General features: G+C 60.5%; 15 protein-coding genes, 1 tRNA gene and 1 pseudogene. 1 reads left to right on the forward strand and 16 read right to left on the reverse strand.

Annotated elements, in window-relative coordinates; all coding sequences use genetic code 11:
• Positions 1 to 2: 2 nt before the first annotated feature.
• From AAEZ06_RS24590 to AAEZ06_RS24660, 15 genes are all read right to left on the reverse strand, one after another.
• Positions 3 to 75: transfer RNA gene (locus AAEZ06_RS24590), tRNA-Val, on the reverse strand.
• A 107-nt stretch (positions 76 to 182) separates the two neighbouring features.
• Entirely contained in the window at positions 183 to 947 is a 765-nt protein-coding gene (locus AAEZ06_RS24595; protein WP_350616753.1) for an SDR family oxidoreductase, read from the reverse strand.
• Positions 948 to 958: 11 nt separating this feature from the next.
• Positions 959 to 2,170: an O-succinylhomoserine sulfhydrylase gene (locus AAEZ06_RS24600; protein ID WP_149413699.1), complete on the reverse strand. Its 1,212-nt coding sequence runs from the start codon at positions 2,168 to 2,170 to the stop codon at positions 959 to 961.
• Between the two features lie 65 nt (positions 2,171 to 2,235).
• Positions 2,236 to 3,741 carry an amidophosphoribosyltransferase gene (gene purF / locus AAEZ06_RS24605; RefSeq protein ID WP_149413700.1) on the reverse strand — a complete coding sequence of 502 codons (1,506 nt, stop codon included), beginning with the start codon at positions 3,739 to 3,741 and terminating at the stop codon, positions 2,236 to 2,238.
• 41 nt (positions 3,742 to 3,782) lie between these two features.
• Positions 3,783 to 4,340 carry a CvpA family protein gene (locus AAEZ06_RS24610; protein ID WP_149413701.1) on the reverse strand — a complete coding sequence of 186 codons (558 nt, stop codon included), beginning with the start codon at positions 4,338 to 4,340 and terminating at the stop codon, positions 3,783 to 3,785.
• A gap of 145 nt (positions 4,341 to 4,485) precedes the next feature.
• Positions 4,486 to 5,121: an SPOR domain-containing protein gene (locus tag AAEZ06_RS24615; RefSeq protein WP_350616693.1), complete on the reverse strand. Its 636-nt coding sequence runs from the start codon at positions 5,119 to 5,121 to the stop codon at positions 4,486 to 4,488.
• Complete coding sequence (gene folC / locus AAEZ06_RS24620; RefSeq protein ID WP_350616695.1) at positions 5,105 to 6,412, reverse strand: bifunctional tetrahydrofolate synthase/dihydrofolate synthase; 1,308 nt, start codon at positions 6,410 to 6,412, stop codon at positions 5,105 to 5,107. Before folC ends, AAEZ06_RS24615 begins: the two co-directional genes overlap by 17 nt.
• Positions 6,409 to 7,329, reverse strand: coding sequence for an acetyl-CoA carboxylase, carboxyltransferase subunit beta (accD, locus tag AAEZ06_RS24625; protein ID WP_149413704.1), 921 nt, complete (start codon positions 7,327 to 7,329; stop codon positions 6,409 to 6,411). Before accD ends, folC begins: the two co-directional genes overlap by 4 nt.
• 245 nt (positions 7,330 to 7,574) lie before the next feature.
• Complete coding sequence (locus AAEZ06_RS24630) at positions 7,575 to 8,207, reverse strand: phosphoribosylanthranilate isomerase (RefSeq protein WP_149413705.1); 633 nt, start codon at positions 8,205 to 8,207, stop codon at positions 7,575 to 7,577.
• A 63-nt stretch (positions 8,208 to 8,270) separates the two neighbouring features.
• On the reverse strand, positions 8,271 to 9,095 hold the full coding sequence (gene truA / locus AAEZ06_RS24635) for a tRNA pseudouridine(38-40) synthase TruA (protein WP_149413764.1): 825 nt from the start codon (positions 9,093 to 9,095) through the stop codon (positions 8,271 to 8,273).
• Positions 9,096 to 9,263: 168 nt separating this feature from the next.
• Positions 9,264 to 11,825, reverse strand: a complete 2,562-nt coding sequence (locus AAEZ06_RS24640; RefSeq protein WP_350616697.1) for a motility hub landmark protein FimV — start codon at positions 11,823 to 11,825, stop codon at positions 9,264 to 9,266.
• A gap of 201 nt (positions 11,826 to 12,026) precedes the next feature.
• The gene (locus AAEZ06_RS24645) at positions 12,027 to 13,037 is read right to left on the reverse strand and encodes an aspartate-semialdehyde dehydrogenase (protein ID WP_149413707.1); all 1,011 of its coding nucleotides are present in this window, start codon (positions 13,035 to 13,037) and stop codon (positions 12,027 to 12,029) included.
• A 154-nt stretch (positions 13,038 to 13,191) separates the two neighbouring features.
• A complete protein-coding gene (asd, locus tag AAEZ06_RS24650; protein WP_133102956.1) occupies positions 13,192 to 14,304 on the reverse strand; it encodes an aspartate-semialdehyde dehydrogenase in 1,113 nt (370 codons plus the stop codon).
• 64 nt (positions 14,305 to 14,368) lie between these two features.
• Positions 14,369 to 15,451: a 3-isopropylmalate dehydrogenase gene (gene leuB / locus AAEZ06_RS24655; protein WP_149413708.1), complete on the reverse strand. Its 1,083-nt coding sequence runs from the start codon at positions 15,449 to 15,451 to the stop codon at positions 14,369 to 14,371.
• A gap of 51 nt (positions 15,452 to 15,502) precedes the next feature.
• Complete coding sequence (locus AAEZ06_RS24660; RefSeq protein ID WP_149413709.1) at positions 15,503 to 16,267, reverse strand: class I SAM-dependent methyltransferase; 765 nt, start codon at positions 16,265 to 16,267, stop codon at positions 15,503 to 15,505.
• A 42-nt stretch (positions 16,268 to 16,309) separates the two neighbouring features.
• Between AAEZ06_RS24660 and AAEZ06_RS24665 the strand changes: the two are divergent.
• A pseudogene (locus tag AAEZ06_RS24665) lies at positions 16,310 to 16,402 on the forward strand (outer membrane lipoprotein carrier protein LolA); the annotation flags it as partial.
• Here the strand turns inward: AAEZ06_RS24665 and leuD are convergent.
• Positions 16,401 to 17,045: a 3-isopropylmalate dehydratase small subunit gene (gene leuD, locus AAEZ06_RS24670; RefSeq protein WP_149413710.1), complete on the reverse strand. Its 645-nt coding sequence runs from the start codon at positions 17,043 to 17,045 to the stop codon at positions 16,401 to 16,403. The pseudogene AAEZ06_RS24665 and the gene leuD overlap by 2 nt on opposite strands.
• Positions 17,046 to 17,052: the final 7 nt, after the last annotated feature.

Here is a 17,052-nt window from a genome sequence, read left to right on the forward strand (position 1 = left end):
GGTGGGTGATGACGGGATCGAACCGCCGACCCTCTGCTTGTAAGGCAGATGCTCTCCCAGCTGAGCTAATCACCCTTTGCTTCGTTGAGGCCGCGAAATTTACGCAGATAGCGGACCTAAGTCAATAGCCTGCTTGAAGTTTTTCTGAAAAAGACAAAATCACTTCAGGACCACGACCTGCCTTACTCGCTGTAAATCATCTTCTTGGTCATGCCACCGTCTACAACGAACTCCTGCCCGGTGACAAACCCGGCATTGCGCGACAGCAACCACGCCACCATCGCCGCCACGTCCTCCACGGTGCCTACCCTGCCCGCCGGGTGCTGAGCGTGATCAGCGTCCGTCAGCGGCTGCGCACGCCGCGCAGCGGGGTCTCGAGCATCGATCCAGCCAGGGCTGACGGCATTGACCCGCACTTCCGGCCCCAGGCTGATCGCCAAGGCGTGGGTCAGGGCCAACAGACCGCCCTTGCTCGCCACATAAGCCTCGGTATCCGGCTCCGACTGGCGAGCCCGGGTCGACGTCAGGTTGACGATGGCACCACCGTGAGCCCGCAAATACGGCGCACAGTGCTTGGCCAGCAACATTGGACCGCTCAGATTTACTGCCAGCACCCGATTCCAGTAGGCCAGGTCCAGGCTTTCCAGGGTGATATTGCGCGGGTCGGTCACCGCCGCGTTGCATACCAATGCATCCAGGCGCCCAAATTGCCCGAGCACCTCGGCCACCCCAAGGACCACCTGCCGCTCATCGGCTACGTCCATGGTGATAAACCAAGCGTTATCGCCCAGCACCTTGGACACCTTGGAACCACGTTCGCGGTCCAGGTCCGTCAGTACCACCTGCCAGCCTTCGCTGATCAGCCACGCAGCGATCCCCAGGCCGATTCCGCGTGCCGCTCCAGTGACCAACGCGACACGACCATTACTGGCGGTTGCCGCCTCCAGGGACCACTCGGTCACAAGGCCGCCAACCCGCGAGCCAGGTCTGCCTGCAAGTCAGCCACGTCTTCCAGGCCCACCGCTACACGAATCAGGCTGTCGCGAATGCCCGCAGCTTCGCGCTCTTGTGGCGCCAGACGACCATGGGACGTGGTGCTTGGGTGGGTAATAGTGGTCTTGCTGTCCCCAAGGTTGGCGGTAATGGAGATCAGCCGAGTCGCGTCGATAAAGCGCCAGGCGCCATCTTTGCCACCCTTGACCTCAAAGCTCACTACCGCACCAAACCCGCGCTGCTGGCGCTGGGCCAACTCGTGCTGGGGATGGCTCTTGAGACCGGCGTAATGGACCTTTTCGATACCGTCCTGCTGCTCCAGCCACTCGGCCAGAACCTGGGCGCTGGCACAATGGGCCTTCATCCGCAGGCTGAGGGTTTCCAGACCTTTGAGGAAAATCCAGGCATTGAACGGGCTCAGGGTCGGGCCTGCGGTGCGCAAGAAGCCTACTACTTCCTTCATCTGCTCGCCTGCACCTGCAACCACGCCGCCCATGCAACGGCCCTGGCCGTCGATGAACTTGGTGGCCGAATGCACAACGATGTCCGCGCCCAGCTTCAGCGGCTGTTGCAGGGCTGGGGTGCAGAAGCAGTTGTCCACCACCAGCATTGCGCCCTTGGCGTGGGCCACTTCGGCCAGCGCAGCGATGTCCACCAGCTCAGCCAGCGGATTGGAGGGCGACTCGACGAACAGCAATTTGGTGTTGGCCTTGATGGCCGCGTCCCAGCCAGACAGATCCGCCAGCGGCACGTAGTCCACTTCAATGCCGAAGCGCTTGAAATATTTTTCGAACAGGCTGATGGTCGAACCAAATACGCTGCGCGACACCAGCACGTGATCGCCGGCACTGCACAAACTCATGACCACCGCCAAAATGGCGGCCATGCCCGTTGCAGTGGCGACGGCCTGCTCGGCCCCTTCCAGCGCCGCAATACGCTCTTCGAACGCACGCACGGTTGGGTTGGTGTAGCGGGAATAAACGTTGCCCGGCACTTCGCCGGCAAAGCGCGCCGCGGCATCGGCCGCAGTGCGGAAGACATAGCTGGAAGTGAAGAACATCGGATCACCGTGTTCGCCTTCCGGCGTGCGGTGCTGTCCGGCGCGCACAGCCAGGGTATCGAAAGCTACGCCATCGAGGTCGCTGTCCAAGCGACCGGCATCCCATTCCTGACTCATGCTCTACTCCTCAACTCGATACTTTATCAAAGATACAAAACCGGCCCCTCAGGGCCGGTGTTTACTCAGTTGTTATACAGATCGATGATCGCGCTGACCGCCTGGGTCTTGATCTTCGAGGAGTCGTTGCGCGCCTGCTCGATCTTGTTCAGGTAAGCCTCGTCGACATCGCCAGTGACGTACTTGCCGTCGAACACCGCGCAATCGAACTCTTCGATCTTGATCTTGCCACCGCCGACCGCCTCGATCAGGTCCGGCAGGTCCTGGTAGATCAGCCAGTCAGCGCCGATCAGGTCTGCAACGTCCTGGGTCGAACGGTTATGGGCGATCAGTTCATGAGCACTCGGCATGTCGATGCCGTAGACGTTCGGGTAACGCACGGCAGGCGCAGCGGAACAGAAGTAGACGTTCTTCGCCCCAGCTTCACGGGCCATCTGAATGATCTGCTTGCAAGTGGTGCCACGCACGATGGAGTCATCCACCAGCATCACGTTTTTGCCGCGGAACTCCAGCTCGATAGCGTTGAGCTTCTGGCGCACCGACTTCTTGCGCGCAGCCTGGCCCGGCATGATGAAGGTGCGGCCGATGTAACGGTTCTTGACGAAACCTTCGCGGAACTTGACGCCCAGGTGGTTGGCCAGCTCCAGCGCTGCAGTACGGCTGGTGTCCGGAATCGGGATCACTACGTCAATGTCGTGTTCTGGACGCTCGCGCATGATCTTGTCGGCGAGCTTCTCACCCATGCGCAGACGCGCCTTGTACACCGAAACGCCGTCGATGATCGAATCCGGACGCGCCAGGTAGACGTGTTCGAAGATGCACGGGGTGAGTTTCGGATTGAGGGCGCACTGACGGGTGTGCAGCTTGCCGTCTTCAGTGATGTACACCGCCTCGCCCGGCGCCAGGTCACGAATCAGGGTGAAGCCCAGCACGTCCAGGGACACGCTTTCGGAGGCGATCATGTACTCGACGCCTTCGTCGGTATGACGCTGGCCGAAGACGATCGGACGAATGCCGTTCGGGTCGCGGAAACCGACGATGCCGTAGCCGGTGATCATCGCCACGACGGCATAGCCACCGACGCAACGGTTGTGCACGTCAGTCACGGCGGCGAACACGTCTTCCTCGGTTGGCTGCAGCTTGCCGCGCTGGGCCAGTTCGTGAGCGAACACGTTAAGCAGCACTTCCGAGTCGGAGTTGGTGTTGACGTGACGCAGGTCAGACTCGTAAATCTCCTTGGCCAACTGTTCAACGTTGGTCAGGTTGCCGTTGTGCGCCAGGGTGATGCCATAGGGCGAGTTGACGTAAAACGGTTGAGCTTCGGCCGAGGTCGAGCTGCCCGCAGTCGGGTAACGCACATGGCCAATGCCCATGTGCCCGACGAGGCGCTGCATGTGACGCTGATGAAACACGTCACGCACCAGACCATTGTCCTTGCGCAGGAATAACCGGCCGTCGTGGCTGGTCACAATACCGGCAGCGTCCTGGCCGCGGTGCTGGAGGACGGTTAGCGCGTCATACAGCGCCTGATTGACGTTCGACTTACCGACGATACCGACGATGCCACACATGCGACGCAACCCCTACTTAATGAATCTTGACTGAACACAACTTATTGCGACGTTTTGGCCGGCAAGAGGTGTTCCTTGAACGGAAGATCAGCGGGCACGCTGATTCCGCTGGCCAGCCACTGACTGCTCCACCCCAATATGAGGTTCTTGGACCAATCTGCAACCAATAGAAATTTTGGCACAAGAGCTGACTCCTGCCACCACGAATCCTGCTGTACCGGGCCCAGACTCAACAGCCCGACCGCCACGACCACCAGCAATGCGCCACGCGCGGCGCCGAAGACCATGCCGAGAAATCGATCGGTCCCGGAGAGTCCGGTGACACGTATCAATTCGCCGATAAGATAATTGACCATTGCTCCCACCAGCAGCGTGGCGATGAACATGATGGCGCAGCCCGCGATGACGCGAGCCGAAGGTGTTTCGATATATCCGGTGAGATACACGGCCAAAGAGCCACCGAACATCCAGGCTACGACTCCTGCGATGATCCAGGTCAGCAACGACAATGCTTCTTTAACGAAGCCGCGGCTTAGACTGATCAAAGCGGAGATGGCGACGATTGCAACGATCGCCCAGTCAACCCAGGTAAATGGCACAGTACAGCCTACAGACGGATAAGGCGGCGCATTTTAGCAGAGCGCCGGGCTATCGGTAAGCTGCGATTAGCAGTGCTTTTGAAATCAATGAGTTGTGGCGAGGGGGCAAGCCCCTCGCCACAGAAGCCCTCCACCCTCTCCAGCGTCAGCCGCGCTCTGGCTGGAAGCGCACGACAAAGCCCTTGAGGTTCTGCTGGCGACCCAGCAGATCACGCAAGCGGTCAGCCTCGGCCCGCTCAATCAGCGGCCCGACAAATACCCGATTCTTGCCATTGGCGGTACGTATGTAGGCGTTGTAACCCTGGCTACGTAGGGTTTTCTGCAAGCTTTCGGCGCTTTCGCGATTGGCCAGGCTGGCCAGTTGCACCGACCAACTGATCGGCAGGCCATTGGGATCAATACGGCTCTGTCCGACATCAGGCTTGCCCGGCGCTGCTGGCTGCGGAGCCACAGCCTTCGGTGCCGCGGGCTTGGCTGGCACAGGCGTCGGCTTTACCACCGGAACGCTTGGCTGGGCCGGCATCGAAGTCGCTTCCTGCTCGGCGATCTCTTCGTCGCTCGGCACCGGCTCTTGCGGTAAGGCCTGAGGTTCAGGCACCACCACCGGCTCAACTTGAACCTGAGGCATCACAGGCACCTGAGGGGCAGCCGGAGCTTCAACAGTCACCTGGCGCTGTTCATCCTGGCGGGAAAACAGCATCGGCAGAAAAATTACTGCCAGCGCCACCAGAACCAAGGCCCCGACCATTCGCTGCTTGTACGCGCTATCCAGTAATGCCATGTGCAGCTTCCTCCGTGGAGCGCCGGGCTAACCACTCAAGCGCCTCGGCAACACAATAAAATGATCCGAACAACAGAATCTCGTCCTCGGGCACTGCAACAGCGCACTGGGCTTCCAATGCAGCAGTCACGCTTGCATAGGACGTCACCGATGCACCAAGGTTCTGCAACGCCACCTGCACATCGGCGGCAGGACGGCTGCGAGGCGTATCCAGCGGCGCAACTGCCCATGACTGTACGTTATTCAACAAAGGAGCAACGACACCGCCCAGGTCTTTGTCGGACAACAGCCCGAACACCGCCAGGCGGCGGCCCACCGGCGGCTTGCGTGACAGACGCCGGGCCAGGTATTCAGCGGCATGGGGGTTATGCCCCACGTCCAGCAACAGACTCAGGCGCTTGCCGTCCCACTCGAATGCACGGCGATCCAGACGACCGACCATCTGTGTACCCTGCAAGGTATCGGCAATCTGCACGGTATCCCACGGCAAATCCAGCAACAGATAGGCCTGGAGGGCGAGCGCGGCGTTTTCCATCGGCAAGTTCAGCAGCGGCAAATTGCGCAACTCGACCACTTGCCCGCGAACATCGAGCCCACGCCACGACCAATGCTCATCGCCAACCTCAAGGGTGAAATCACGCCCCCGCAGGAAGAACGGGCAATCCAGCTCGCCAACCTTGTCCAGCAAGGTTAGCGGTGGGTCCAGGTCGCCACATAGCGCAGGCTTGCCCTGACGGAAGATCCCGGCCTTTTCATAGGCCACCGACTCACGGGTGTCACCGAGGTAGTCGACGTGATCGACGCCAATGCTGGTCACCAACGCAAGGTCGGCATCCACCACATTGACCGTATCCAGGCGCCCGCCGAGGCCGACTTCGAGTACGACCACATCCAGCCGGGCACGCTCAAACAGCCAGAGCGCTGCCAAGGTACCCATTTCGAAATAAGTCAGGGAAATATCGCCGCGCCCCGCATCGAGCGCAGTAAAGGCTTCGCACAGCTGCTCATCAGTAGCTTCGACACCATTGAGCTGTACGCGCTCGTTGTAACGCAGCAGGTGCGGCGAGCTGTAGACGCCGACCTTCAAGCCCTGGGCCTGCAGCAAGGCGGCAACAAAGGCGCAGGTAGAACCCTTGCCGTTGGTGCCAGTGACCGTGATCACCCGAGGAGCCGGACGCCCCAACCCAAGGCGGGCCGCTACCTGTTGCGAACGTTCCAGGCCCATGTCGATGGCTGATGGATGCAACTGCTCAAGGTAGGCGAGCCATTCGCCCAGGGTACGTTGGATCATATGTTTGCAGGCACCGGCGGAACCACGATCAGCTCGACAGCGGGTGCAATGTACACAGGCGTCGGCAGGCCCATCATTTGCGCCAGCAGGTTGCCCAGGCGTGGACGCAACTCGGAGCGGGCGATAATCATGTCGATCGCGCCATGCTCCAGGAGGAATTCGCTGCGCTGGAAACCTTCTGGCAGTTTTTCGCGAACGGTTTGCTCGATCACGCGCGGGCCGGCAAAGCCGATCAGGGCCTTGGGTTCGCCGACAATCACGTCACCCAGCATGGCCAGGCTGGCGGAAACGCCGCCGTAGACCGGATCGGTCAGCACCGAGATGAACGGAATACCTTCTTCACGCAGACGCGCCAGCACCGCAGAGGTCTTGGCCATTTGCATCAGCGAGATCAACGCTTCCTGCATCCGCGCACCACCGGAGGCGGCAAAACAGATCATCGGGCAACGGTTTTCCAGGGCGTAGTTGGCGGCACGCACGAAACGTTCACCAACGATGGCACCCATGGAGCCACCCATAAAGGAGAACTCAAATGCGCAAACCACCACAGGCATGCCCAGCAGCTTGCCACTAATGGAAATCAGCGCGTCCTTCTCACCGGTCTGCTTCTGAGCGGCGGTCAGGCGGTCCTTGTACTTCTTGCCGTCGCGGAACTTGAGGCGGTCCACCGGCTCCAGATCAGCGCCCAGTTCGGCGCGGCCATCGGCATCAAGGAAAATGTCGATGCGGGCGCGGGCGCCGATACGCATGTGGTGGTTGCACTTGGGGCAAACGTCCAGGGTCTTTTCCAGCTCCGGACGGTACAGCACCGCGTCGCAGGACGGGCACTTGTGCCAAAGACCTTCAGGGACCGAGCTTTTTTTCACCTCGGAACGCATGATCGAGGGGATCAGTTTGTCTACTAACCAGTTGCTCATGCTTTCTTTCTCCAGTACCGGTGGCTTGAACACAGCCCCGCGTATGCCCTTGAGCTAAATTCATTATGTGGCGATGACACATCCAGGACGGGGTCAAGCGTTCGACCAGCCACTTCCTGCCTGTACCCTCAGCCTTCCAGACAACCCGCCAGCGCGTGGTTGCCACTTCATTGGGCGCCGCCCAAAAGGCAGCGCCGGCCTGTTTTACACAGTGGTAGTTACTGACGGCGGCAGACTGCCAGCCGTCACATCGAGCCACTGCTGCTGCGTACTGCCTGCATAAATGCGCGAATCTTGGCGTGATCCTTGATGCCCTTGCCCTGCTCTACCCCACCGCTGACGTCGACGGCGTAAGGCCGGACCTGAGCAATAGCCTGGGCGACATTGCCTGCGCACAGGCCGCCGGCGAGGATGATCGGCTTGCTTAAACCCTCAGGTATCAATGACCAATCAAACGCCTCACCTGTGCCACCCGGGACACCTTCGACATACGTATCGAGGAGAATCCCGCTGGCCCCGGTAAATGCTGCGCAACTGGCCGCAATATCGTCGCCTGCCTTGACCCGCAGCGCCTTGATGTAAGGGCGGTGATACCCATCGCAGTCGGCCGGGGTCTCGTCGCCGTGGAACTGCAACAGGTCCAGCGGCACGGCATCGAGGGTTTCATTGAGCTCGCAGCGGCTGGCATTGACGAACAACCCCACGGTGGTCACAAACGGCGGCAATGCGGCGATGATCGCCCGCGCCTGCTGCGCACTCACCGCCCGTGGGCTTTTGGCATAAAACACAAAACCTATGGCATCGGCCCCCGCCTCGACTGCCGCCAATGCGTCCTCTATGCGAGTAATCCCGCAAATCTTGCTGCGAACGGCTGACATGTCGTTGGAACCTCAGGGCTTATCCGAGAAAGTTCCGGATGGTAACAAATGCTTTTCCGGGCGTCAGCCGTCAAGTTCAGTGAAACCAGTGAGGAAGTGTGGCCCGATGAAACGTTGCGGCAGCTCAAACTCGCTCCGGTACTCGACATCCACCAGGTACAGGCCGAACGGATGAGCCGTCACCCCACCCGTGCGGCGAACCCGGCCTTCCAATACTTCCCTGGCCCATTCCACCGGGCGCTCGCCGGTACCAATGGTCATCAACACCCCGGCGATATTGCGCACCATGTGATGCAGGAAAGCTCCAGCGCGGATATCCAGGACGATCATCTTGCCGTGGCGGGTTACCCGCAGGTGATGGACTTGCTTGATCGGCGACTTGGCCTGGCACTGGCCGGCACGAAACGCGCTGAAATCATGGACGCCAACCAGATGCTGGGCCGCTTGCGCCATGCGCTCTGCATCCAGAGGTCGATGGTTCCAGGTGACTTCTTCGTTCAGGTGCGCCGGGCGAATCTGGTCGTTGTAGATCACATAGCGGTAACGGCGGGCGATGGCCTTGAACCGCGCGTGAAAATCGGCTGGCATCACCTTGGCCCAACTGACACTGATGTCATGGGGCAAATTGATATTGGCGCCCATGACCCAGGCCTTCATCGAACGCTCGGCCTGGGTGTCGAAATGCACCACCTGCCCGCAGGCATGCACACCAGAGTCGGTCCGCCCGGCGCACATCAGCGAAACCGGTGAGTCGGCGACTTTTGACAGCGCCTTTTCAAGGGTCTCCTGCACGGTCTTCACCCCAGAAGCCTGGCGCTGCCAGCCGCAATAGCGCGAGCCTTTGTATTCCACGCCCAAGGCGATCCTGAAAAAGTCTGGGGCCGCCATTTCGGCGGCCGCGTTATCTATATTTGCCAAGAACTGAGAGCCTGATGAGTTGCGCAAAGGCGGCCATTATAAGGCTGCGAGGGCCGGGCGCCATGTATCTCGTGTTTTTAGTTGGAGGCCGAAATCAAAACGGCAGCCCGAAGGCTGCCGCTTTGTTCAACTCACCGATCAAGCCAGCCGGCTGAGCATTTCCTTGGCTTCACTCTTCTGGCCGTCACTCCCTTCGCTGAGTACCTCTCCAAGAATGTCCCTCGCGCCATCGGCGTCGCCCATGTCGATGTAAGCCTGGGCCAGGTCCAGCTTGGTGGCGACTTCGTCAGTGCCGGAAAGGAAGTCAAATTCCGGCTCATCACCGTCCAACGCCGCATCTTCGGCCGTGAACGTCGGCTCGATCGGCGGATGCTCAAGGCTCTGGGACAGACGATCCAACTCGGCGTTGACGTCGTCCAGCTCCGAGGAAAACTCGTCCGGCTTGGCGCCCGCGGGAGCATCCGGTTCATCGGCCAGGGACAGGTCGAAGTCTTCCGGCAGGTCCAGGTCGTCCAACGCGGCCGGCGTCAGGGTCGGCGGTTCAACGGCAGGCAGATCCTTCATTTGATCTTCAAGGCCTGACAGGAAGTCGTCATCGTCCTGAGTCGAGGACGGAGGATCAAGCTGCAAATCCAGGTCGAAATCCGACAGATCATCCTGACCGGCCTTGGCTTCAGTCTGTTGCTGCAAGACTGATTCAAAACTCAGGTCATCAACTTGGGGGGTAACAACGGCCGGAGAGGCGGCTTCAAGATCGTCCAGGCTCAGGTCGAAATCCGTGTCGAACGCATCCGTTTCAGTAACGGCGGGCGGCGCAGGTTCGTCCTTGAGCAGGTCCTTGACGTACTGGGCATCCATCGCGGCGGCCGCGACGGCGGCACTGACGCCGACAGCCAGTACAGCCATGGCCGGGAAGCGGCTTTTCAACTGTTCGACCTGAGCGTGGTTTTCGCCATTGGCGACCAACTGCCGCTCCTGGGTCACAAACCCATCCTTGTCGCCCTGCTGGCCGAAGACTTCCATCAGCTTGAGGCGCAGATCGCTACGCGCAGGCTCCTGCTTGATGGCGTCCTCCAGCACTTCACCAGCCTGGTTCAGATGACCACGATCCAAGTGGGACTCGGCACGCGCCAAGGCGTCGCTCACACGCTCAGCAGCCACTGGCGCTATCACAGGCGCAATCACCGGAACAATGACGGGCGCGGGCTTTGGTGCTGGTGCTGGTGCTGGTGCTGGTGCTGGTGCGAGCTTGACGTTCGCCGGCGGGACCTCAAGACCTTCGAAGCTGTCGGACGGCAGATCTTGATCAATATTCGACGAAAACTCCGGCTCCTCTGCCAGTGCCCGCGCCATGCGCAGGTGTTTTTCTTCTTCCAGTCGCGCATTGCGATGACGGGCCCACAGCAGCAGGAGCAACAACACCAGCAAACCTGCCGCACCACCGATCACACCCAGGACGATCGGGTTGGTCAGCAGGTCATTGAACTTGCCTTCGGGAGTGGCTGGAGTTTCGGGCTTGATTGGCGCCTCGGCAGGCGCTGCTGCGGGAGCAGCCACAGGAGCAGTCGCAGGGTTTTCCGGTGCTGCGGGCGTCGCGGCCAGTTCGGCCGGCATCGCGGCAGGCGGCACCGCCGCACCACCTTCGGCCTGCAACTTCGCCAGTTGATTGTTCTTGAGTTCGATCAACCGCTGCAGTTTGTCCAACTGACTTTGCAGGTCAGTCATGCGGCTTTTCAGTTCTTCGTTTTCGCGACGGGACGAATCCAGGCTCTCCTGGGTCACCGCCAGCTTATTGTTCAAGGCCTTGCTGTCACCCGCTGCGCCTTTCGAGCCAGCCTTGGCGGCTTCGGCCGAAACCAGGCTCAAGTTGTCCTTGGCTGAGGTCTGCGAAGGCGCATTGCCAACCTGGGTGCGCCGGGTAGCGTCCAACTGTTGCCGCCCTGCGACCTGGCTGTTCGCACCACGCCGGCCCTGGCGCCAGGCAGCATTCTGCACGGTCACTTCAGCTATCGCCTGAGGCTGCGGCAAGCTGGTGCTTTGCACCGGGTCAGGCAGGCGCAGGACCTTGCCGGTCTTCATGCGGTTGATATTGCCGTCGACAAAGGCGTCGGGGTTCAGTGCCTGGATGGCCAGCATGGTTTGCTGGACGGACCCACCATTGCGGGCCTTGGCAGCGATTTCCCAGAGCGTATCCCGGGAAGTGGTGGTGTGTTCGGAGGGTTTACTGATGGTCGCCGCCGGGATAGCAGGCGCATCGAGCCGTGGCGCAGGTACATTGGCCGCCGGGGTCGACTGATCGAACTTGGCCGGGTCCAGCAACACGCTGTAATCGCGCATCAGCCGGCCGTTGGGCCACTGCACTTGCAACAGGAAGCGCACATAGGAATCAGGCAGCGGCTTGCTGGAGGTGATGCGTACCACGCTGCGACCGGCGGGGTTGAGCACCGGTGTGAAGGTCAGGTCGTCAAGAAAGGCCTGACGGTCGACGCCCGCGTCAACAAAGGCCTGGGAGGATGCCAGGCTAGGAACGATATCAGAGGCTGCCAGACCCCCCACATCAAGCAGTTCAATTTCTACTGACAGCGGCTGGTTCAGCTGCGACTTGAGTGTCATCTCCCCAAGTTGCAGCGCATGCGCCATACCGGAGGACAGCGCCGAGGCGGCCGCTATTGCTAACACCAGTTTGCGAACTTGAACCATAGCCTCATCCTTATGTTTGAACACTCCTCGCATGGCGAGAAGGTTTGGTACCGCTGCCACAAGGCATGGCGAGTCGATGGGGCACCGACGCGCAATTTTTCCTGCATGGGCCTGCAGCCTTCGACAGCGGCTCACTTCCTGCAATCAGGCCAAGCATAGCGCCTAGTTAGAATCAATCTACAAATTGCTGCCAAGTATCTTTTACACAAGGTCTTTTATCAACAACTGCGCCAATTGCACGGCGTTGAGTGCGGCGCCTTTGCGTACGTTATCTGACGCCAGCCAGAGATTTAGTTCCGCAGGATCATCTACACCCGCGCGCACCCGGCCTACATAGACGACATCCTGGCCGACCGCATCCCCAACGGCGGTAGGGTAATCGCCCGCCTCCACCAACTCGACGCCGGGTGCTGCATCCAATGCAAGGTTGATGGCGCCAAGGTCAACCGCTGCGCCCAATTGCAGCGACACACTCAGGCTATCGCCAAAAAATACCGGGGCTTGAACACAGGTTACGGAAATCTTTAGTAAGGGCATTTCCAGAACAGCGCGCAACTCGTGCACCAGGCGCTTCTCCAGGGAGGTATGGCCTTGTGCATCAGGGGTGCCAACTTGGGCCAGTAGGTTGAAGGCAATCTGCCGGTCGAAGAATTTTGGCTCCAGAGGGCGCACGTTCAGCAGCTCGGCGGTTTGCCGGGCCAGTTCGCTGACGGCCTCACGGCCCTGGGAGGAAACCGCCAGGTTGGCGGTGACGCTGATGCGCTGGATGTCCAGCAAACCGCGCAGCGGCGCCAGTACGACGGCCAGGGCGGTGGCAGATGCGCTTGGGCTGCCCAGTTGCACAGGCTTTTTCAGCGAGTCCAACACATGAGCATTGGCTTCTGGCACCACTTGAGGCGCCTGATCGGCAGGCAAGGCGCCAGACAAGTCGATTACCGCACAACCCGCCGCCGTGGCCCGTGGGGCGAAGCTCAAGGTAACGGCTGGGCCTGCGGCGAAGAACACCAACTTGACCTTGCTGAAATCAAACTCATCCACTTCCCGAACCCGCACGTTCTTGCCGCGAAACGGCACCGAATGCCCAGCCGATTCACTGCTGGCCAACAGGTGCAGGGCCCCCACCGGAAAATCCTGCTCTTCGAGAATCTGCACCAGCGTTTCGCCAACCGTGCCTGTGGCTCCGATCACGGCGATATCAAAGGTCTGGGTCATGGAGGCTGCCTCGGGCATTACGGGGGGAGCGGCACTTTACCGGCTGGGTGGGAGCGAGGCAATTGGCCTGGGTTGTGTGGTGAGGCCCGAAACAACAATAAAAAACCCGCGCCTGTTACCAGAGCGCGGGTTTCTTCATTATTGCCTTACGCGATCAACGCTCCAGCAAGATCCGCAGCATGCGACGCAACGGCTCGGCCGCGCCCCACAGCAATTGGTCGCCTACAGTGAACGCGCCCAGGTACTGGGTACCCATGTTCAGCTTGCGCAGACGGCCGATAGGCACATTCAGGGTGCCGGTGACCTTGGTCGGACTCAGCTCCTGCATGCTGATTTCACGCTGGTTCGGCACCAGCTTGACCCAGGGGTTGTGCTGGCTGATCAGCCCTTCGATATCGGCGATCGGCACGTCTTTGTTGAGCTTGATGGTCAGCGCCTGGCTGTGGCAACGCATGGCGCCGATGCGCACGCAGATACCATCCACCGGAATCGGGCTCTTGAAGCGACCGAGGATCTTGTTGGTCTCGGCCTGGGCCTTCCACTCTTCGCGGCTCTGGCCGTTAGGCAGTTCCTTGTCGATCCACGGGATCAGGCTGCCAGCCAGCGGCACACCGAAGTTCTCGGTTGGGTAGGCATCACTGCGCATGGCTTCGGCGACACGGCGGTCGATGTCGAGAATGGCGCTAGCCGGGTCGGCCAGTTGATCCGCGACAGCGGCGTGGGTGGCGCCCATTTGCTTGATCAGTTCACGCATGTTCTGCGCGCCGGCACCGGAGGCCGCCTGATAGGTCATGGCGCTCATCCACTCCACCAGGCCGGCTTCGAACAAGCCGCCCAGGCCCATCAGCATCAGGCTGACGGTGCAGTTGCCGCCGATGTAGTTCTTGGTCCCGGCGTCGAGCTGCTGGTCGATGACCCTGCGGTTCACCGGGTCGAGGACGATGACCGCGTCATCCTGCATGCGCAGGCTGGAGGCAGCGTCGATCCAGTAACCCTGCCAGCCGGCTTCGCGCAGCTTGGGGAATACTTCGCTGGTGTAGTCGCCACCCTGGCAGGTCAGGATCACGTCGAGGGTTTTCAGCTCTTCAATGTTGTAGGCGTCCTTGAGCGGAGCAATGTCCTTGCCCACAGACGGCCCTTGGCCACCAACGTTGGAAGTGGTGAAAAACACCGGCTCAATAAGATCGAAATCCTGCTCTTCCAGCATCCGCTGCATGAGCACGGAACCGACCATACCGCGCCAACCGATCAGACCTACACGTTTCATCGCAACTACACCTTGTTCAAAAGTGGGCCGCCCTGCAGCAACAACTGCAAGCGGGCCCGAGAGATTACAGATTCCGCAGCGCGGCGACTACTGCGTCGCCCATTTCCTGCGTTCCGACCTTGGTGCAACCCTGCGACCATATGTCGCCAGTGCGCAGGCCTTGATCCAGCACCAGGCTTACCGCCTTCTCGATGGCGTCTGCCGCGTCGCCCAGGCTGAAGCTATAACGCAACATCATCGACACCGACAAAATGGTCGCCAAGGGGTTGGCAATGCCAAGGCCAGCGATGTCCGGCGCCGAACCGTGGCAAGGCTCGTACATGCCCTTGTTGTTGGTGTCCAGGGACGCCGACGGCAGCATGCCGATGGAGCCGGTGAGCATCGACGCCTGGTCGGACAGGATATCGCCGAACAGATTGTCGGTGACGATCACGTCAAACTGCTTGGGTGCACGCACCAGCTGCATGGCGGCGTTGTCGACGTACATGTGGCTCAGCTCGACGTCCGGGTAGTCCAGGGCCACTTGCTCGACGATTTCACGCCATAGTTGGCTGGAAGCCAGCACATTGGCCTTGTCCACCGAGCACAGCTTCTTGCCGCGCACCCGCGCCATGTCAAAACCGACACGGGCGATACGGCGGATTTCGCTTTCGCTGTACGGCAGGGTGTCGTAGGCCTGACGCTCGCCGTTTTCCAGTTCGCGCACGCCACGGGGCGAGCCAAAGTAGATACCGCCGGTCAGCTCACGAACGATCAAGATGTCCAGGCCGGCAACGATTTCCGGCTTCAAGCTGGAGGCGTCGGCCAGTTGCGGGTACAGGATCGCCGGGCGCAGGTTGCCGAACAGGCCCAACTGCGCACGAATTTTCAGCAGGCCGCGCTCAGGGCGGATGTCACGGTCGATCTTGTCCCATTTCGGGCCACCCACAGCGCCCAGCAGCACGGCGTCGGCTGCACGAGCACGGTCCAGGGTTTCGTCAGCCAGGGGCACGCCGTGCTTGTCGATGGCGGCGCCGCCGATGACGTCGTGGCTAAATTCGAAGTCCAGGCTGTATTTCTCGTTAGCCAGTTCCAGCACCTTGACCGCTTCGGCCATGATTTCCGGACCAATGCCGTCGCCTGGGAGAATCAGAATCTGCTTGCTCATGCTTTCCTCATTTCATCGGGCGACCCACCCACAGGCAGGTCGGGAACAATTCTAGCGTTCGGCCCACACTACCAGCACGTCGGTGCTGAAGGAGCCGTCGGCTTCAATTTCAAAATAATCGCGGACTTCCTGGCCCATCGCCTGCTGCAACTGCAGGATGGCGGCGCGCAAGACTGGCGGCGTGCGCATGCGTTCAACCCAGGAGCTGTATTCCAGGCGCAGACGCTGGCGGCTGCTGTTGCGCACGTGCAAACCGGCTTCGCTGATCTGGCGCATCCACTCACCGGCGGAGTAATCGCGCACATGACTGGTGTCGCGCAGCACTTCGACGGTTTGCAGGTAAGTGTCCAACAGCGGGCTGCCCGGTGACAAGACGTCGACGAAAGCCGCTACACCGCCCGGTTTGAGCACCCGGCGCACCTCCCGCAGGGCCAGGCCCAGGTCGCTCCAGTGGTGAGCCGAGTAACGGCTGAACACGAAATCGAATTCGCCATCGGCGAACGGCAAGCATTCGGCGGCGCCCTGCACGGTGCTGATGTTGCTCAGCCCACGGTCCACAGCAGCGGCAGCAACCACGTCGAGCATTTGTTGCGACAGGTCGTAGGCCACCACTTCTTTAACCAGCGGCGCAACATGGAAGCTGACATGACCCGCACCGCAACCCAAGTCCAGCAGTCGTGCAGCGCCCTGCCCGGCCAGCTCGGCCTGTAGCAGTGCGAATTCGGTGCCTTGAGCGTGAACAGCACTGCTCAGGTAGGCCGAAGCCTGTTCACCGAATTGTTTTTGTACGACTTGGGTGTGGACGGTGCTGGTCATCGTCATTTCCTTATTGGAGTGCTTCTTTTTGCAGGAGCAAGCTTGCTCACGAAGGTCGCCAACGATAACGCTGGGAACCTGACACCCAATGGCGCTCTCAGGTTTTTCGCGAGCAAGCTCGCTCCTACAGTTTTTACGCGTCGCGAAACAACCACGGCTGGCTCGCCCGGTGCTTGGCTTCAAACGCAGCAATCGCCTCGCCGTCCTGCAAGGTCAAGCCGATATCGTCCAGGCCATTGATCAGGCAATGCTTGCGGAAGGCGTCGAGCTCAAAGCTCAGCACCTTGCCATCCGGACGGGTCACGGTTTGCGCCGCGAGATCGATCTTCAGTTCATAGCCAGGGTTGGCCTCCACCTGCTGGAACAGCTCATCGACTTCAGCATCGCTCAAGATGATCGGCAGCAAGCCGTTCTTGAAGCTGTTGTTGAAGAAGATATCGGCATAGCTCGGCGCGATGATGCTGCGAAAACCATATTCTTCCAGGGCCCACGGCGCGTGCTCACGGCTGGAGCCGCAGCCGAAGTTTTCCCGGGCCAGCAGCACGCTGGCGCCCTGATAGCGCTCGGCGTTGAGCACAAAGTCCTTGTTCAACGGGCGCTTGGAGTTGTCCTGGTAGGCGTAGCCCACGTCCAGGTAGCGCCACTCATCGAACAGGTTAGGGCCGAAGCCAGTGCGCTTGATCGATTTCAAGAACTGCTTGGGAATGATCTGATCGGTGTCGACGTTGGCACGGTCCAACGGCGCGACTAAACCTGTGTGTTGGGTAAAAGCTCTCATCGGGTAT

Origin of the sequence: Pseudomonas sp. HY7a-MNA-CIBAN-0227 (genome assembly GCF_040310325.1) — a bacterium.
Classification (GTDB): domain Bacteria; phylum Pseudomonadota; class Gammaproteobacteria; order Pseudomonadales; family Pseudomonadaceae; genus Aquipseudomonas.